Below are 17707 nucleotides of genomic sequence, written 5' to 3'. Positions count from 1 at the left end.
CATGATTGCGGGCAGTATGGTGGCACTGGTCACCCCCTTCGATGCTCAGGGTCGACTGGACTGGGACAGCCTCGCCAAGCTGGTGGACTTCCACCTGCAGGAAGGCACCAACGCCATCGTCGCCGTCGGCACCACCGGTGAATCGGCCACGCTGGACGTGGAAGAGCACATCCAGGTGATCCGTCGCGTGGTCGACCAGGTCAAGGGCCGCATCCCGGTGATCGCCGGCACCGGCGCCAACTCCACCCGCGAGGCGGTGGCGCTGACCGAGGCCGCGAAAAGCGGCGGCGCCGACGCCTGCCTGCTGGTGACGCCGTACTACAACAAGCCGACCCAGGAAGGCATGTACCAGCACTTCCGCCATATCGCCGAAGCCGTTGCGATCCCGCAGATCCTCTACAACGTGCCCGGGCGTACCTCCTGCGACATGCTTCCGGAGACCGTCGAGCGCCTGTCCAAGGTGCCGAACATCATCGGCATCAAGGAGGCCACCGGCGACCTGCAACGCGCCAAGGAAGTCATCGAGCGCGTCGGCAAGGACTTCCTCGTCTATTCCGGCGACGACGCCACTGCCGTCGAGCTGATGCTGCTGGGTGGCAAGGGCAACATCTCCGTGACCGCCAACGTCGCGCCGCGCGCCATGAGCGACCTGTGTGCCGCCGCCATGCGCGGCGACGCCGCTGCCGCGCGCGCCATCAACGACCGCCTGATGCCGCTGCACAAGGCGTTGTTCATCGAATCCAACCCCATTCCGGTGAAGTGGGCCCTGCATGAGATGGGTCTGATCCCCGAGGGCATCCGCCTGCCCCTGACCTGGCTCAGCCCGCGTTGCCACGAGCCGCTGCGTCAGGCCATGCGCCAGACCGGCGTATTGGCTTGATCAAGGAGCTCCACGCAATGAAGCGACTGGCTGGACTGACCGCCCTCGCCCTGGTTATCGGCAACACTTCCGGCTGCGGCTGGCTGTGGGGGCCGGAGGGCTATTTCCGCGACCGCGGCGACGACTACCTCGGCGCCCGCGAGACGCCTCCCATGCAATTGCCCGAAGGGGTGCACAGCAAGCCGCTCGATCCGCTGCTGCCGATTCCGCTGAACGTCGCCACCACCCACGAAAAAGAGGGTGAGTACGAGGTTCCGCGTCCGCAGCCGCTGGCCAACGCCGGCGACATCAGCGACTACAGCCTGCAGCGCAGCGGCGATAGCCGCTGGGTCGTGGCCCAGCGTCCGCCGGCGGAAGTCTGGCCGGTGGCCCGGCAGTTCTTCGAGGAGAACGGTTTCCGCATCGCCGACGAGCGCCCGCAGACCGGCGAGTTCAGTTCCGACTGGCAATCGCTGTCGCAGCTTTCCGCGCCGCTGGCACGCCGCCTTAGCAGCCGCGTGAGCGGTGTCGAGCCGGACGGCCAGGCACGGGTTCGGGTGCGTATCGAGCCCGGCGTGCAAAGCAATACCAGCGAGGTCTACGTGCTCAGCCAGACCCGCGCCGCCGGTGACACCAGCAGCCCGAGCTGGCCGAGCAAGTCGGTGGCGCCGAGCCTCGACGCGGCGCTGCTCGACGAGATGGTCGCGAGCATGGCGCGCAGCGCCGAGCAGGGCGGCTCGGTCTCCCTGCTGGCAGCCAACTCGATCTACGACACGCCCGGCACCTTCGAGTTGAGCAAGGACGGCAGCGGCAACCCGGTGCTGACCTTGCAATCCGACTTCGACCGCTCCTGGGTCAGCGTCGGGCGTGCCCTGGATAACGCCGATATCCGCGTCGACGACCTCAACCGCAGCCTTGGCGTGTACTACGTGAACATCGCCGAAGGGGCGAAGAAGCCCGACGAAGACAAGCCCGGGTTCTTCAGTCGCCTGTTCGGCGGCGGCGAGAAGACCAAGGAAGAGGAAGACGCCAAGGCGCAGCGCTACCAGGTCCGCCTGACCACCGTCAGCGACGCCGTGCAGGTCACCGTCGACAAGGACATCAACACCTCTGCGCCGGCCGATGTCGCGCAAAACGTACTGGAAAAACTCCAGGAGAGCATGCGCAATGCGGTTCGCGGTTCTGGGCAGCGGAAGCCGGGGCAATTCGGCCTTGGTGAGCAGTTCTGACACCCGGATACTGATCGATTGCGGCTTCCCGCTGCGTGAAATCATCAAGCGTCTGGCGCGCCTGGGGTTGAGCCCCGCGCAGCTGGACGCGATCCTGGTCACGCACGAACACGCCGATCACATCCATGGCGTCGAACTGCTGGCGCGGCATTACCAAATCCCGGTCTATCTCAGTGCGGGTACCCTGAGCGGCATGCGCCGCCCGGTGCACCCCGCCGAGCTGTTGAGGGCCGGCCAGCGCCTGGCGATCCGCGGGCTGGAAGTGCAGGTGGTTGGCGTCTCGCACGACGCCCGCGAGCCTACCCAGTTCGTGCTGTCCGACGGACAGCGGCGCTTCGGCATGCTCACCGATCTGGGAGTGGCCACGGCCGAGGTGCTGGAGTGCTATCGTGCGGTGGATGCTCTGGTGGTCGAGGCCAACCACGACAGCACGATGCTTGCCGGTGGCCCGTATCCCTATTTTCTCAAGGCCCGCGTAGGCGGTTCGCGAGGGCACTTGAACAACCATCAGTCCGCAGAACTGGTGAAGCAGCTGGATTGGGGTCGCATGCAGCACCTGGTGCTGGCCCATCTCAGCGAAAAGAACAACTCGCCGCAGCTGGCCCGGCAAACCTTCGTCGACACCCTCGGGTGCGATCCGGGCTGGCTGCAGGTGGCCGATCAGCATTCAGGCCTGGATTGGCGCGAGATCGCCTAGGCCCTATTACCCGTAAGCGGAGCCCATCATGGAAAAACGCGAAGAACTCTACCGCGGCAAAGCCAAGTCGGTTTACCAGACCGACGATGCCGATCGTCTCATCCTGCTGTTCCGCAACGACACCTCCGCCTTCGACGGCAAGCGCATCGAACAGCTCGATCGCAAGGGCGCGGTGAACAACAAGTTCAACGCCTTCATCATGCAGAAGCTGGAAGCTGCCGGCATTCCGACCCAGTTCGACAAGCTGCTGTCGGATACCGAGTGCCTGGTGAAGAAGCTCGACATGATCCCGGTCGAGTGCGTGGTGCGCAATTTCGCCGCCGGTAGCCTGGTGCGTCGTCTCGGCGTGGAAGAGGGCATCGCCCTGACTCCTCCCACCTTCGAGTTGTTCCTGAAGAACGACGCCCTGGGCGATCCGTTCATCAACGAATCCCACGTCCAGGCCTTCGGCTGGGCCACTCCCGAGCAACTGGCGCAGATGAAGACCTATTCCTTCAAGGTCAATGAAGTGCTGAACAAGCTGTTCGACGACGCCGGCCTGCTGCTGGTGGACTTCAAGCTGGAGTTCGGCCTGTTCCATGGCCAGATCGTCCTCGGCGATGAGTTCAGCCCGGACGGCTGCCGTCTGTGGGACAAGGAAACCCGCAAGAAGATGGACAAGGACCGCTTCCGCCAGGGCCTCGGCGATGTGATCGAAGCCTACGAAGAGGTAGCCAAGCGCCTGGGCGTGCCGCTTTAACCTCCTAACGCGCGCAACCATCTGAAAGAACGCGAAAAAATCTTCAAGAAAGCTTCGCGTTCTTCGTACAAGCTGGTATCATGCGCGCCGCACGGAGAGATGCCGGAGTGGTCGAACGGGACGGATTCGAAATCCGTTGAGTCAGCAATGGCTCCTAGGGTTCAAATCCCTATCTCTCCGCCATTACATATGAGCAAAGCCCCTGGAATGCCTGGCGTTCCGGGGGCTTTGTCTTTTCTGGCGAGTGTTCGGGCATCCCCTCTGCCGGGCGGGCGAAAAAGCCGTGCCATGGTTTCGGGTGCCGGCCAGGTCGTGCAGCTTTCCTAGGAATGCTGCGGGCCCTTCCTTGGTTCTGCCCTTCCTTCTCCTCTGGGTGGTCGTCCCGCTCTGCCTGGGTTTCGTGGGTGCGCTGAGCGCGCATTTCTCCACCGCTTCCGATTTTCTGTCCTTCGGGCGCCGGGTCGGGCGACCTGCCGGTTTCGATGGTCGGTGCGGTTCTTCTTAGTATCCCGGCGCTTGAAGGCGCCGCGGATGTGTGGCCGAGCTGCATGGCACGGTTTCCCTCCGGCGGACAGCCAGGATATCGGTTTGTGCCGAGTCCCGGAGACGGGGCTGGGGAGGAAGAAATGCGTCCGCTCGTTTCCGTCGTTTGCGCCTGTTTCAATATCTCGAAGTATCTGCACGAGGCGATCGCCAGCATCTACGCGCAGGGCTATCCCAATCTCGAGTTGATTGTGGTGGATGACGGATCCACGGACGACACCTATGAGCGTCTCGCCATGCTCCGCGAGCGTCACGGTTTCCAACTCTACCGCCAGGCTAACCGAGGGGTGAGCGACGCGCTCAATCACGGTTTGCGTCATGCGCGGGGCGAGTTCGTGATGACTCCCGACCTGGACGACATTCTCCTGCCTGGAGCGCTCGACACGCGCGTCGACTACTTGCTTGCGCACCCCGAGGTCGGGTGCGTGGGCGGTTTCAATATCTGTATCGACAGTGCCGGTAACGAAGTGGCGCGAGACGGTTTCAGCGAGGGTTGTGTGGAGCGTTGGGGGTTCGATGCAGCATTGGCCGAGACCCTGGTGGTCATGCCGCTGACGGCGCTCTACCGCATGGAAGCGATGAAGCGGGCGGATTTCTTCGACCCGTCGATTCGCGTGCAGGATTTCCAGATCACCCTCAGGATCGCGGCGCAGGGCTATGAAATTCATCGACTGCCGGCCTACATGGGGCGTTATCGCCGGCATGGAAGCGGTCTGTCCGGCAGGTACAAGCTCAATTACGAGGCGGATATGCAAGCCATCGAGCCTTATCGGGCTCACCCGAATTATCGCCGGGCCCGGCAACTGATCCTGAACAAGGCGCTGAAGAAGGCTGTTGTCCAGGATGGGCGATATGCCTGGCAGTTGTTCCGCTCGGTGCCGCTGCGAGCGTGGGACCGGGTGACGCTGAAGCGATTCTGGCGCTTTCTCCGTTATCTGCCGGTCCTCGGGTTGAAGGATGGTACCGGCGTCGAGGGTCGATGACGGCTGGCCGGCTAATCTTTCAATGGGTTGAATGCCATTTCAGGATTTCTCCTTCAGTGCCTCGCCCTGGGGAAATAGCGCGCGGCTCACGAAGCGCGCGGTATCCCGCAGGCTGGTGCCGATCCGTTCCAGGTCGTCGGGCTGGTGCTGGGCACTGATGCCGATCGCGGAGATGGCGAAGCGCGGTTGTCCGTCGCGATCGGTGATGGCACTGGCGACCATGCTCACGCCGCGGTAGAGGTGTTCCTGGTCGATAGCCCAGCCGCGCTCGACGGCCTCGGTCGCTTCGGCCTGGTAGCGCTCGAAGCTCGGCGGATTTTCCCAGCGCACGCGGGTCAGTCGGCGGCGCAGTTCGTCCTCCGGCAGTTCGCGCAGGCCGGCAATGCAACGCCCGGCGGCGCCGACCAGTTCCGGCAGGCGCGTGCCGACGGCGACGTTGACGTGGGCGACGGGCGGTGCGGCAAGGGCGATGACGCGGATGTGCGCATCGTCGGTGACTTGCCACAGGGCGATGAGGATGTGGTGGGCAAGGCTCAGTCGCTCCAGCTCTGGCTGGATCAGGTCGGCATAGCTGCGTCCGACGAATCCTACGGCCAGTTCCGACAGGCCAAGGCCCAGTTGGTAGGTCTTGCCCGCATCGTCGAAGGAGGTCAGCCGTTCGTTGCTCAGGGTGCGCAGGATATTGAAGGCGCTGCTCGGGCTGATGCCGGTGGCGCGAGCGATGGCGGCCACGCCTTGCGGTCCGTCGGCGTGGGCCAGGTGGCGAAGTATCTGAATGGCGTTCACTACCGCGCCGACATCTTTGCTGCTGGTGCCTTTGGTTGTGGCGTCCTTGGTCATTTTTCCTCTTTTCATTCAGTATTGTGATTGACATTCACGATAGTGAATATATTCTGGCCTTCCGGAACGTACAACCGGGGACGGAAGCAGTATCCGGTTCGGCGTCCAGCGCGATGCACTTTGCAGCAAAGGTCGACAAGAACAAAGGAGAAACCTCGTGGCAGATCTTCCCGATGGCAGTACTCCGGGACCTGAGGCGCAGTACCTTGCGTTTCTCGCCCAGGGCCGTTTCATGTTGCAGCGCAGCCGTTCCAGCGGTCGCCATGTGTTCTACCCGCGCCAGTTGGTGCCGGGTAGCGGCGAGACTGATCTCGAGTGGGTTCCCGCCAGCGGCCTGGGTACGCTCTACGCGATCACTGTCAATCGCTCCCGCGGCGGCAATCACAATGTCGCGCTGGTCGACCTGGACGAGGGCGTGCGCATGATGTCGCGGATCGACGGGCACGAGAGCCTGCCGATCGGCACCCGTGTGCAGGTGCGCATCGTCGAGCAGGACGGTGCCAATGTCGTGGTGTTCGTTCCCCACCAGGAGGGACGACCATGAGCGCGGCCATCCGTGGCAAGACCGCCATCGTCGGCATCGGTAGCGCCGGCGTCGGCGAGGCGCCGGGCTACAGCGCCATCGAACTGCTCGGCCAGGCGTCGCTCAGGGCCATTGCCGATGCCGGCCTGAAGCTTTCCGACATCGACGCGATCTTCGCCGCCACCAGCTCCCATGCCTTTCCCACCTTGTCGGTCGCCGAATACCTCGGCATCCGCCCGAAATTCGTGGATGGCACCAATATCGGCGGCTCCAGTTTCGAGCTGCACCTGCTGCAGGCCACTTTGGCACTGGAGGCCGGTCTCTGCGACGCTGCGCTGATCTGCTACGGCTCCAACCAGCGAAGCGCCGGCGGCCGCCTGGTATCGATGAGCGAGCCACAATGGCACGAGACGCCCTACAAGCCGCGCCACCCGATCACCGCCTATGCCCTGGCGGCCAGCCGGCACATGCACCAGTACGGCACCACACGCGAGCAGCTCGCCGAGGTGGCGGTCTCTGCCCGGCAATGGGCCAACCTGAATCCCGGGGCATTCGCCCGCGGGCCGTTGAGCGTCGATGACGTCCTTGCCGCGCGGATGGTCAGCGACCCGCTGAGCGCCGCCGACTGCTGCCTGGTCACCGACGGCGGTGGCGCCTGCGTGGTAGTGCGCGCCGAGCGCGCCCGCGACTTGCCCAATGCGCCGGTGTACTTCCTTGGCGCGGCCGGAGCGCAGTGGCATCGCTCGATCGTGTCGATGCCCGACCTCACCGTGACGGCGGCCTCGGAAAGCGCTCCGCGAGCCATGCAGATGGCCGGTGTGCGGCACGCCGACATCGACCTGGTGATGCTCTACGACGCCTTTACCATCAACACCCTGCTGTTCCTCGAGGACCTGGGTTTCTGCGCCAAGGGCGAGGGCGGCCCATTCGTCCAGGGCGGACGCATCGCGCCCGGCGGCGAGCTGGCGGTGAACACCAACGGTGGCGGGCTGTCCTGCGTGCATCCGGGGATGTACGGGATGTTCCTGATCATCGAGGCGGTGACCCAGCTCCGCCGCCAGGCCGGCGAGCGGCAGTTGGCCAAGGCCGACGTGGCGTTGCTGCACGGCAACGGCGGCACGCTGTCCAGCCAGGTAACCGCGTTGCTTGGCACCGGCGACACGCTCTAGACCCCAGGCCGACAGTCCTTCCGGGCGCTGCCGTGGCGGCGTCCCGCGGGCGCGCTCGCCCGCGAGAAGGTTGTCGTGCCGGCCACAGACAAACGGATCAGGTGAACCCATGTCAGCGAACCACTCGCAACAGCTCATCGACGCTCCCCGTTTCGCCAGTCTTACTCCATTGATCGAACCACGCTCGGTCGCGGTGATCGGCGCTTCCAGCGACCCGACCCGCATCGGTGGCCGTCCCATCGCCTACATGCTGCGCCATGGCTATGCCGGGCAAATCCTCCCGGTCAATCCGAATCGTGCTGAAATCCAGGGGCTGCCGGCCTTCGCCAGCGTTGCGGAGCTGCCGCAGGCACCGGACGTGGCGATTGTCGCGGTGCCTGCGCCTCAGGTGCTGGAGACCGTCCGGGCGCTAGGCCGCCAGGGGGCGCGCAGTGCCATCGTGTTCTCTTCCGGATTCAGCGAGGTCGGCGAGGCCGGCGCGGCGATGCAGGATGCGGTGGTAGCCGCTGCCCGCGAGCACGGTATGCGCCTGCTCGGTCCGAATGCGCTCGGCGCGTTCAACAGTAACCTGGGTTATTACGCGTTCTTCTCCACCAGCCTGGAACGTGGCGTACCGCTGCCCGGCCGGGTAGGCATCGCCACCCAGTCCGGCGCCTACGGCGCGCACCTGCTCGGCATGGCGCGCCAGCGCCGCCTGGGAACCCCTATCTGCGTGGCCACCGGTAACGAGGCCGACGTCACCCTGGGCGACAGCATCGGCTGGCTGGTGGAGTCGCCGGAGATCGACGTGGTGATGGCCTACGCCGAATCCATCCGCAACGTCGACAGCTTCCTCGCCGCCCTGGAGGCCGCGCATCGCGCCGGCAAGCCGGTGATCCTGCACAAGGTCGGGCGCAGCGCCCTGGGTAGCCGCGCGGCGCTGTCCCACACCGCTTCGCTGGCCGGCGACGACAAGGTGCTGGACGCCGTGCTGGGCGACTATGCGGTGATCCGCGCCAGGACCACCGAGGAACTGATGGACATCGCCTACCTCGCCACCCGGCGTATCTATCCGGTGGGCAACAGCCTCGGCATGATCACCGTCAGCGGCGGCGCCGGGATCATCGTCAGCGATGCCGCCGAGGAGGTCGGCCTGCCGATGCCGCCGATGCCGGACATGGCCCAGGAGCGGCTGAAGGCACGGCTGTCCTTCGCGTCGCCGATCAACCCGGTGGACTGCACCGCGCAGGCCCTGAACGATCTGACGCTGGTGCGCGACTTTACCGAGTCGATGGTGGTCGACGGTGGCTACCGTTCGCTGCTCGCCTTCTTCACCCAGGCCGGCACCGCCGCCTCCATCGGCGCGCGTCTGGCCGAGCAGTTCCGGCGGATCAAGGAGGCTCATCCCGAGCGTCTGTTCGTGGTCTCGGTGATGGGCGAGGGGGAGGAGCTGGCACCCTACGAGGAGGCCGGCTTCGCACTGTTCGAAGACCCCACCCGGGCGGTAGTGGCGATCCAGGCCATGGGGCGGCTCGGCGAAGCCTTCGCCCGGCCGTTGCGCCTGCGCCGGCCTGCCGGCGGGCTACAGTTGCCCGCCTCCACGCCCGGCGAAGCCGAGGCCAAGCGCCTGCTGGCGCGCGCCGGTATCGAGTCCGCCGCCGAGGCGGTGCTGGGCAGTGCCGAAGAGGCGGTTGCCTTCGCCGAGGGCATCGGATACCCGGTGGTGCTGAAGCTCGCCTCGGCGGACATCCAGCACAAGTCGGAAATCGGCGGCGTGCTGCTTGGCGTAAGCGATGCGGACGCGGTACGCGCCGGTTTCCAACTGCTCCTGCGCCGGGCCGCCGAGAAGGCGCCGCAGGCGCGTCTCGATGGCGTCCTGGTGGCGCGTCAGCTGCAGGGTGGGGTGGAGTGCTTCATGGGGATCCAGCGCGATCCGCTGTTCGGCCCGGTGGCGCTGTTCGGCCTGGGCGGGATCTTCGTCGAGGTGCTGCAGGACGTGGTGTTCCGCCGCTGCCCGTTCGAGGTCGACGAAGCCGAGGCGATGATCCGTAGCATCAGAGGCGCGCCGCTCCTGCTCGGCGCGCGTGGCCGGCCGCGGGCCGACGTCGCGGCGCTGGCACGGCTGCTGTCGAATCTCTCGCGGTTCGCCTGGGAGGCGGGAGAGCGCTTGCGCTCGGTGGACCTCAACCCGGTCATCGCCTTGCCGGAGGGCCAGGGCGCCTGGGCGGTGGATGCGGTGCTGGAAGTCGAGGAGGTGGCCGATGGCGCTCGATCCTGAGGTGCTCCTGAACTACCCGATCCCCGAAGTACGCCAGCGCTACAGCCGGCGCGACAGCGCCTTCTATGCATTGACCCTCGGTCTGGGCGGCGACCCGCTGGACGAGCGCCAACTGGTCTACGTCGATCCGTGCCGCGATCTCCAGGCATTGCCGTGCATGGCCCTGGTGCTCGGTCATCCGGGCTTCTGGCTGGGCAATCCGGCGACTGGCGTGGACGCGCTGCGCCTGGTTCACGGCGAGCAGCGCCTGGAGTGGCGGCGGCCGTTGCCGGCGGAAGGCGAGGTGATCGGTCGGACCCGGGTCACCGGTCTGGTAGACAAGGGCGCCGACAAGGGCGCGCTGCTCTACAGCGAGAAGGTGCTCAGCGACGCGCTCAGCGGCGAGGTGCTGGCTGTCGCCCGCAGCACCACCTTCCTTCGCGGCGACGGCGGCTTCGGTGGTTCCCGGCAGGTGCCGGAAATGCCGCATCGCTTGCCTGAACGGACGCCCGACCTGCGACTCGACCTGCCGACCCGTCCGGAGCAGGCCCTGTACTACCGCCTCAACGGCGACGACAACCCGCTCCACGCGGAGCCCGCGGCAGCGCTGCGGGCCGGCTTCCCGCGGCCGATCCTGCATGGCCTGTGCACCCTCGGCGTGGCATTCCACGCGGTGTTGCGCGGGCTCGCCGACTACCGCGCGGAGCAACTGGGACATCTGCAGGTGCGTTTCTCGGCTCCGGTGTTTCCCGGCGAGACCTTGCGTACCGAGATGTGGAGCGACGGCTCGTTCCGCACTCGCGTCGTCGAGCGCGATGTGGTGGTGCTGGACAACGGCCGGGTAGGTCCGCCGCCAGAGCGGCCGGACTGAAGCGAAGGGCGGTGGCGCGAGGGAACGACCGTCGGGCTGCCGTGAAGATCAACCGAAATCCTGCTTGCGAGAACAAGAATAATGAATGCAACCGCGCCTTCCCCGAACCCGGCGCCGGCCATTTCCCGGCGCACCATGCTGATCGCCTTCGTCTTCTGCTTCCTCGGCCTGCTCGCCGACGGCGTCGACCTGATGTTCCTGGCCTACAGCCTCAACAGCCTGAAGGCCGAATTCGGCCTGAGCAACTTCGAAGCCGGCTCCCTCGGCAGCCTGACTCTCGCCGGCATGGCCGTCGGCGGTATCTATGGCGGCTGGTGCTGCGACCGCTTCGGCCGGGTGCGAGTGGTGACCTGGACCATCGTGCTGTTCTCCATCGGTACCGCGTTGCTGGGGCTGACCCAGAACTACTGGCAGTTCGCGCTGATCCGCTTCGTCGCCTCGCTCGGCCTCGGCTCGCTGTTCGTCGCCTGCAACATCCTGATGTCCGAGTGCGTCGGAACCAAGTACCGCACCACCATCCTCGCCGCCATGCAGGCCGGCTGGACCGTGGGCTACCTGGTGGCGACCCTGCTGGCGGGGCAGATCATCCCCGAGTTCGGCTGGCGCACCTTGTTCTTCACCGCCGTGGCGCCGGCGCTGGTCTGCCTGGCCCTGCGGCCCTGGGTGCCGGAGTCGCCGTCCTGGCTCGCGGCCCAGGCCGGGCGCCAGCGTCCCGGCGCGGCTCCGCAGAGCCACGCCGAGGCTGGCGGCGCCGGCCCGCTGGGACGGATGCTGGGCGATCCGGAAACGCGCGGCATGTTCCTGCTCTGGAGCCTCACCTCCTGCTTCCTGCTGTTCGGCTACTACGGCACCAACAACTGGATGCCGTCCTACCTGGAGAGCGAGTTGGGGATGAACTTCAAGTCGATGACCGGCTACATGGTCGGCACCTACAGCGCGATGATCCTCGGCAAGGTCGCCGCCGGTGTCTGCGCCGATCTCTTCGGCCGGCGCCTGACCTTCGCCGCCGGGGCCATCGGCAGCGCCGCCTTCATGCCGTTGATCGTGTTCTACCACTCGCCCTCCAACATCCTCTGGATCCTCATCACCTTCGGCTTCATCTACGGCGTTCCGGTCGGGGTGCTGGCCACCTACATGACCGAGAGCTTCTCCACCCGCGTCCGCGGCTCGGCGGTGGGCACCGCCTACAACCTGGGTCGTATCGGCGCGGCGGTGGCGCCCGCCGGCATCGGCCTGCTGGCCACCCACGTGTCGATCGGCGCGGGTTTCCTGGTGATGGGCATCACCTACGTGCTCACCGGGCTGATCCCGGCGCTGTTCATTGCGGACCGGCTCTACGACCCGAACCGCGAGTCCCGCGATGCCGAGAGCGCTTCCCGACGGCAAGCGCCGGGCAGTGCCGTGGATACCGCCGAGCGGCGCGCGGCCAAGGCCTGATCCTGCGGAAGGAGTGCACATCCATGAGTTCTTTTCCACGACAGCCAGCGGCGGAGCAGCGGCCCGCCAGCTTCCAAGAGTTCATCGGCCTCGAGCGCTGGACCGATGCCGACGGGGTGGCGCGGGTGCGCCTGGGGCATCGCCCGGAACTGATGAACTACCTGCAACAGTTCCACGGCGGGGTGTTGATGTCGGTGCTGGACGCCGCCATGGCCCAGGCGATCCGTGCCTGCCTGCCGGACTGCTCGATGGTGACCATCGACATGGCTACCCACTTCATGGGTAGCGCCCGCGGCGAGCTTCGTGCGGTTGGCAGGGTGGTGCGGCGGACCCGCACGATCTGCTTCTGCACGGCGGAAATCTGCAACGAGGACGGCGAGGTCATCGCCATGGCCTCGGGCAGCTTCAGGTACCGCGCGGCTAAGCCGTAGCGGAGTTCCGGCGGCGCGGCAGCGGAGCCATCCGTCGCGCGTCCGGACCACGGCCTGCGCGGTCGCTCCGCGCGGACAAGCCGGCGCCGCCCGTGCAGATGACGGACGGGCGGTCGGCGTATCGACAGGAGGGCGAACAGATGAGTGAGCAAGACGAGTGGGCCGGCGAGCGCGAGCAGCGTCTGCGGATGATCCGCGACAGCGCGGCTTCGCTGGTGCCGCGCGACGGCGACCTGACCCGCGTGCGCCGCGGTCGTTTCACCGGTAGCGGGGTGGACCGCCAGGCCTGGCGCGAGGTCTGCGCCATGGGCTGGCCGGCGCTGCGCCTGGATGAAGCGTTGGGCGGCAGCGGCCTGGGCATGAGCGAATACGCGGCGTTGCTGGAGGCGCTGGGGCGCGGCCTGCTGCCCGAGCCGCTGATCGAGGCCGGGCTGGTGGCGCCGCTGCTGCCGGAAGACGAGCGCGTTGCGTTGCTGGCCGCTGAGCGGCTGGTCCTGCCGGCGGGCATCGCCTACCGCGATGGGCGGCGGCGCCCTCGTATGCAGGAAGGGCGGCTGCACGGCGAAGTCGCTCACGTACATCTGGCTGGCGCCGCCGATGCCTGGCTGGTGGCCTGCGAGCAGGGCCTGGCGCTGGTCGAGCGCGATGCCGATGGCGTGGAACTGCTCTGCGAGGCGACCCAGGATGGCGCTCACCTGGCGCGCCTGCGTTTCCGCGATGCGCCGGCACGGTGGTTGTCCGGCGAGGTGGCGGAACAGGTTCTGGACGAGGCAGCGCTGGCCTGCGCGGCCTATCTGGTCGGACTGATGGATGGCGCCTTCGAGCGAACCCTGGAGTACCTCAAGGTACGTCGCCAGTTCGGCCGCGAGATCGGCAGTTTCCAGGCGCTGCAGCACCGCATGGTCGACCTGAGGATCCAGATCGAACTGTCGCGCGCCATGGTCGAGCAGGCCGCCGCCGCGATCGATGCCGGGGCGTCGGAAAGCGAGCGCCAGCGGCAGGTTTCCAGCGCACGGGTACGGGCCTCGGAAGCGGCTCTGCTGGTGACCCGCCAGGCCATCCAGTTGCACGGCGGCATCGGCTACACCGACGAGGCGGACATCGGCCTGTTCCTGCGCCGCGCCATGGTACTGCTCAATGCCCACGGCTCGCTGGCGTTCCACAAGGCGCGCTACGCCGCGCTGCTACAGCGGGAGGTGGCCTGATGAGCGGTTTGTTGCAGGAAACGCGCGGCACGGTGCGCCTGCTGCGCTTCGACAACCCGGCCCGGCGCAACGCACTGTCGCCGGCGCTGCGCATGGAATTGCTGCGGGCCCTGGAGGCGGCCGAATGCGACCCATCGATCCGCAGCGTGCTGCTGACCGGTGGCGAAGAGGTGTTCTGCGCCGGCGGCGACCTGGGCGACATGCGGGTGACCGAGTTGGCCGCCGGCAGGGCGCGAATGCAGGACAACGCGCGGCTGGTGCGGCAGATGGTGCGCATGGGCAAGCCGCTGATCGCCGCGGTCGAGGGCTGGGCGGTGGGGGCCGGGCTGTCCGTGGCGCTGGCCTGCGACAGCATCGTTTGCGGCGCCGGCGCCCGCTTCGCCGCTGGCTTCGGCAAGGTCGGGCTGCTCGCCGACCTTGGCCAGTTGCATACCTTGCCGGCGCGCATCGGTTGGGGGCGGGCACGGCAGATCCTGATGTTCGGCCAGGTGGTAGAGGCCGAGGAGGCACTGCGCATCGGCCTGGCCGACCGCCTCTGCGCCGCTGGCGGCGCCTTGGCGATGGCGCTGGAACTGGCCGGGCGGGTGGAGCAGCAGGCGCCGTTGCCCCTGGCGATGACCAAGGCGTTGCTCGCCGAGGGCCTTGACCTATTGCTGGAGCGGGAGGGCGAGTTGCAGAGCCAGTTGTTTCTCAGCGCCGACCACGCCGAGGGCAAGGCGGCCTTTCTCGCCAAGCGTCCCCCCGTATTCAGAGGAAACTGAGATGACCGACTACGACAGTCTCGACGACAACGCCTTTCGCCTGATGGTCCGTGAGTGGATCGCCGCCAACTATCCGCAGCGCATCCGCAATCCGCCCCGTCGCCTGGGGCGCGAGGAAACCCGCGAGTGGTACCTGCTGTTGTCGCGCCAGGGCTGGCTGTGTCCCGGCTGGCCCAGGGAGTACGGCGGCATGGGGCTGAGCGCCGGCAAGCAACTGATCATGATGGAGGAAATGGAGGAGTACGGCTGCGCGCGCCTGCCCGACAGCGGCGTGACCATGCTCGGCCCATTGTTGATCCGCTATGGCGACGAGGCGCAACGGGCGCGCTTCCTGCCGCGCATTCTCAGCGGCGAAGACATCTGGTGCCAGGGCTACAGCGAGCCCAACGCCGGCTCCGACCTGGCCAGCCTGCGCACCGAGGCGCGCCTGGAAAACGGCGAGTGGGTGATCAACGGACAGAAGACCTGGACGACCATGGGCTCGGAGGCCAACTGGATCTTCCTGCTGGTCCGCACCGAGCGCAGCGCCAAGGCGCAGCACGGCATCAGCTTCCTGCTGGTGCCGATGGACAGCCCGGGCATCGAGGTGCGGCCGATCCTCAACCTGGAGCTGCACGGCGAGTTCTGCGAAGTGTTTTTCAACGACGTGCGGGTGCCCTACGACAGCCTGGTCGGCGAAATCAACCAGGGCTGGAGCATGGCCAAGGCGCTGCTCGGTTTCGAGCGGATCTTCCTCGGTTCGCCCAAGCAGTCCACCTTCGCCCTCCAGCGCCTGGAGCGCCTGGCCCGGCACCTGGGACTGTGGCACGACCCTCTGTTCGCGCGCCGCTTCGCCGCGCTGAGCATGGACCTGGACAGCCACAAGGCGCTCTACGAGCGTTTCGCCGAACGCCTGCGGCGTGGGGAGAGCCTCGGCCCGGAGGTATCCATGCTGAAGATCTTCCAGTCCGAACTGTTCCAGCGCATCAGCGAGCTGGGCCTGGAGGTCGCCGGGGAGGACTCGGCCCTGCTACAGCCCTTCGCCGAAGACCCCGAGCTGCATCCGGCGGGGATCTTCATCCAGTCGCGGCCGACCACCATCTACGGCGGCAGCAACGAAATCCAGCGCAACATCCTGGCCAAGAGCGTCCTCGGCCTGCCGGGCTGAGCGCAACCGAACGACATCCACGGGACGAAGAGGATTACCCATGAGCAGCAGACTCAATGAAGGCAAGGTCGCGATCGTTACCGGCGCGGGCGGCGGCATCGGCCGCGAGATCGCCCTGGCCCTGGCCGATTCCGGGGCACGGGTGGTGATCAACGATATCGGCGTATCGCTACAGGGCGAGGGCGGGTCGGCCTCGCCGGCCGAAGAGACCCTTGGCCTGATCCGCCAGCGAGGCGGTGAAGGTCTGATCAACACCGACAGCGTCGCCGACTGGGACAGCGCGCGGCGTATCGTCGAATGCGCCATGGACGGTTTCGGGCGTCTGGATATCGTGGTGAACAACGCTGGCATCCTGCGCGATGCGATCTTCCACAAGATGAGCGCCGACGACTGGCTGTCGGTGATCAATGTCCATCTCAACGGCAGCTTCTTCGTCAGCCGGGCCGCCGCCGAACGCTTCCGTACCCAGCAGGCCGGCGCCTTCGTACACATGACCAGCACTTCCGGGCTGATCGGCAACTTCGGCCAGGCCAATTATTCCGCGGCCAAGCTGGGCATCGTCGCCTTGAGCAAATCCATCGCCCTCGACATGCAGCGCTACAACGTGCGTTCGAATTGCATCGCGCCGTTCGCCTGGAGCCGGATGACCGACTCGATTCCGGCCGAAACCCCGGAGCAGAAGGCCCGCGTCGACAAGCTGCAGCGCATGACCCCCGAGAAGAACGCGCCGCTGGCCGTCTACCTGGCGTCCGACGCCGCCCGCGAGGTCACCGGCCAGGTGTTCGCCGCGCGTCACCACGAACTCTTCCTGATGAGCCAGAGCCGGCCGCTGCGCAGTGTGCATAGCGAGCACGGCTGGACCCCGGAGAGCATCGCCGAGCACGGCATGCCGGCGTTGCGCGGCAGCTTCATGGACCTGGCGCGCAGCCCGGACGTGTTCTCCTGGGACCCGATCTGACCGAGGAGGCAATCCATGGGCGTGTTCAGGACCCGTTTCACCGAGACCTTCGGCGTCGAACACCCGATCATGCAGGGCGGCATGCAGTGGGTCGGCCGTGCCGAGATGGCTGCGGCGGTGGCCAACGCCGGTGGCCTGGCGACGCTGTCGGCGTTGACCCAGCCGAGCCCGGAGGCACTGGCTGCGGAGATTGCCCGCTGCCGCGAGCTGACCGATCGGCCGTTCGGGGTCAACCTGACCTTGCTGCCGACGCAGAAGCCGGTGCCCTATGCCGAATATCGCGCAGCCATCATCGAGGCGGGAATCCGCGTCGTCGAAACCGCCGGCAACGACCCCGGCGAGCACATCGCCGAATTCCGTCGACACGGCGTCAAGGTGATCCACAAGTGCACCGCCGTGCGCCATGCGCTCAAGGCCGAGCGACTGGGTGTGGACGCCGTCTCCATCGACGGCTTCGAGTGTGCCGGCCACCCGGGCGAGGACGACATCCCCGGCCTGGTGTTGCTGCCGGCCGCGGCCAACCGGCTACGCGTGCCGATCATCGCCTCCGGCGGTTTCGCCGATGGACGTGGCCTGGTCGCGGCGCTGGCGCTGGGTGCCGACGCGATCAACATGGGCACGCGCTTCCTGGCCACTCGCGAATGTCCGATACACCCTGCGGTGAAGGCGGCGATCCGTGCGGCCGACGAGCGTTCCACCGACCTGATCATGCGTTCCCTGCGCAATACCGCGCGGGTGGCGCGCAACGCGATCAGCCAGGAAGTACTGGCGATCGAGGCACGCGGCGGCGCCGGCTACGCCGATATCGCCGCGCTGGTCAGCGGCCAGCGCGGTCGCCAGGTGTACCAGCAGGGCGATACCGACCTGGGGATCTGGTCGGCCGGCATGGTCCAGGGCCTGATCGACGACGAACCGGCCTGCGCCGAGTTGCTCAGGGACATCGTCGAGCAGGCGCGCCAACTGGTGCGTCAACGCCTGGAGGGCATGCTCGCCGGGGTCTGATCCGCTCCGCCACGGCGGTCGCGGCAGGGAGTGGCCGCGGCGCCGTGTCTATCCACTGACGACGAAGAGACAACAAC

Annotated in this window: 17 protein-coding genes and 1 tRNA gene; 17 read left to right on the top strand and 1 reads right to left on the bottom strand. The window is 66.9% G+C overall.

The genetic code is table 11. From position 1 onward, the window contains the following. Position 1: 1 nt before the first annotated feature. From dapA to wapB, 6 genes are all read left to right on the top strand, one after another. Complete coding sequence (gene dapA, locus HMPREF2924_RS19955) at positions 2–880, top strand: 4-hydroxy-tetrahydrodipicolinate synthase (RefSeq protein ID WP_003086270.1); 879 nt, start codon at positions 2–4, stop codon at positions 878–880. Between the two features lie 17 nt (positions 881–897). Beyond that, positions 898–2088: an outer membrane protein assembly factor BamC gene (gene bamC / locus HMPREF2924_RS19950; RefSeq protein WP_003086271.1), complete on the top strand. Its 1191-nt coding sequence runs from the start codon at positions 898–900 to the stop codon at positions 2086–2088. Next, the gene (locus HMPREF2924_RS19945) at positions 2027–2785 is read left to right on the top strand and encodes an MBL fold metallo-hydrolase (RefSeq protein WP_003086273.1); all 759 of its coding nucleotides are present in this window, start codon (positions 2027–2029) and stop codon (positions 2783–2785) included. The genes bamC and HMPREF2924_RS19945 overlap by 62 nt, the downstream gene beginning before the upstream one ends. Positions 2786–2813: 28 nt before the next feature. After that, positions 2814–3524 carry a phosphoribosylaminoimidazolesuccinocarboxamide synthase gene (gene purC, locus HMPREF2924_RS19940; RefSeq protein WP_003108622.1) on the top strand — a complete coding sequence of 237 codons (711 nt, stop codon included), beginning with the start codon at positions 2814–2816 and terminating at the stop codon, positions 3522–3524. A 93-nt stretch (positions 3525–3617) separates the two neighbouring features. Continuing rightward, positions 3618–3707: transfer RNA gene (locus HMPREF2924_RS19935), tRNA-Ser, on the top strand. Positions 3708–4057: 350 nt separating this feature from the next. Further along, the gene (gene wapB, locus HMPREF2924_RS19930) at positions 4058–5050 is read left to right on the top strand and encodes a 1,2-glucosyltransferase WapB (protein ID WP_003134041.1); all 993 of its coding nucleotides are present in this window, start codon (positions 4058–4060) and stop codon (positions 5048–5050) included. 39 nt (positions 5051–5089) lie between these two features. Here wapB and HMPREF2924_RS19925 read toward each other — a convergent pair whose 3' ends face one another. Continuing rightward, positions 5090–5890 carry an IclR family transcriptional regulator gene (locus HMPREF2924_RS19925; protein WP_003112543.1) on the bottom strand — a complete coding sequence of 267 codons (801 nt, stop codon included), beginning with the start codon at positions 5888–5890 and terminating at the stop codon, positions 5090–5092. A 157-nt stretch (positions 5891–6047) separates the two neighbouring features. On the opposite strand from HMPREF2924_RS19925, the gene HMPREF2924_RS19920 reads away from it, so the two are divergent. From HMPREF2924_RS19920 to HMPREF2924_RS19870, 11 genes are all read left to right on the top strand, one after another. Then, on the top strand, positions 6048–6434 hold the full coding sequence (locus HMPREF2924_RS19920) for a Zn-ribbon domain-containing OB-fold protein (protein ID WP_023107037.1): 387 nt from the start codon (positions 6048–6050) through the stop codon (positions 6432–6434). Beyond that, complete coding sequence (locus HMPREF2924_RS19915; RefSeq protein WP_003134040.1) at positions 6431–7582, top strand: thiolase; 1152 nt, start codon at positions 6431–6433, stop codon at positions 7580–7582. Before HMPREF2924_RS19920 ends, HMPREF2924_RS19915 begins: the two co-directional genes overlap by 4 nt. A 109-nt stretch (positions 7583–7691) precedes the next feature. Beyond that, complete coding sequence (locus HMPREF2924_RS19910) at positions 7692–9839, top strand: acetate--CoA ligase family protein (RefSeq protein WP_003086285.1); 2148 nt, start codon at positions 7692–7694, stop codon at positions 9837–9839. Continuing rightward, positions 9823–10689 (top strand): MaoC/PaaZ C-terminal domain-containing protein, encoded by an 867-nt coding sequence (locus HMPREF2924_RS19905; protein ID WP_003086287.1) that lies wholly within the window; start codon positions 9823–9825, stop codon positions 10687–10689. The genes HMPREF2924_RS19910 and HMPREF2924_RS19905 overlap by 17 nt, the downstream gene beginning before the upstream one ends. Before the next feature lie 81 nt (positions 10690–10770). After that, positions 10771–12126: an MFS transporter gene (locus tag HMPREF2924_RS19900; RefSeq protein ID WP_003134039.1), complete on the top strand. Its 1356-nt coding sequence runs from the start codon at positions 10771–10773 to the stop codon at positions 12124–12126. 23 nt (positions 12127–12149) lie between these two features. Continuing rightward, positions 12150–12557, top strand: a complete 408-nt coding sequence (locus HMPREF2924_RS19895) for a PaaI family thioesterase (protein WP_003158192.1) — start codon at positions 12150–12152, stop codon at positions 12555–12557. Between the two features lie 140 nt (positions 12558–12697). Beyond that, positions 12698–13762, top strand: a complete 1065-nt coding sequence (locus HMPREF2924_RS19890; RefSeq protein WP_023094152.1) for an acyl-CoA dehydrogenase family protein — start codon at positions 12698–12700, stop codon at positions 13760–13762. Further along, positions 13762–14523 carry an enoyl-CoA hydratase/isomerase family protein gene (locus tag HMPREF2924_RS19885; RefSeq protein WP_003086299.1) on the top strand — a complete coding sequence of 254 codons (762 nt, stop codon included), beginning with the start codon at positions 13762–13764 and terminating at the stop codon, positions 14521–14523. The genes HMPREF2924_RS19890 and HMPREF2924_RS19885 overlap by 1 nt, the downstream gene beginning before the upstream one ends. 1 nt (position 14524) lies before the next feature. Beyond that, on the top strand, positions 14525–15670 hold the full coding sequence (locus HMPREF2924_RS19880; protein ID WP_003086301.1) for an acyl-CoA dehydrogenase family protein: 1146 nt from the start codon (positions 14525–14527) through the stop codon (positions 15668–15670). Positions 15671–15710: 40 nt separating this feature from the next. Continuing rightward, positions 15711–16628 (top strand): SDR family NAD(P)-dependent oxidoreductase, encoded by a 918-nt coding sequence (locus tag HMPREF2924_RS19875; protein WP_003086302.1) that lies wholly within the window; start codon positions 15711–15713, stop codon positions 16626–16628. A 15-nt stretch (positions 16629–16643) separates the two neighbouring features. Beyond that, positions 16644–17630 carry an NADH:ubiquinone reductase gene (locus HMPREF2924_RS19870; protein WP_003086306.1) on the top strand — a complete coding sequence of 329 codons (987 nt, stop codon included), beginning with the start codon at positions 16644–16646 and terminating at the stop codon, positions 17628–17630. Positions 17631–17707: the final 77 nt, after the last annotated feature.

The sequence above is a fragment of the Pseudomonas sp. HMSC063H08 genome, from assembly GCF_001813645.1.
GTDB lineage: Bacteria > Pseudomonadota > Gammaproteobacteria > Pseudomonadales > Pseudomonadaceae > Pseudomonas > Pseudomonas aeruginosa.
This window is presented reverse-complemented; position numbering and strand designations above follow the sequence as displayed.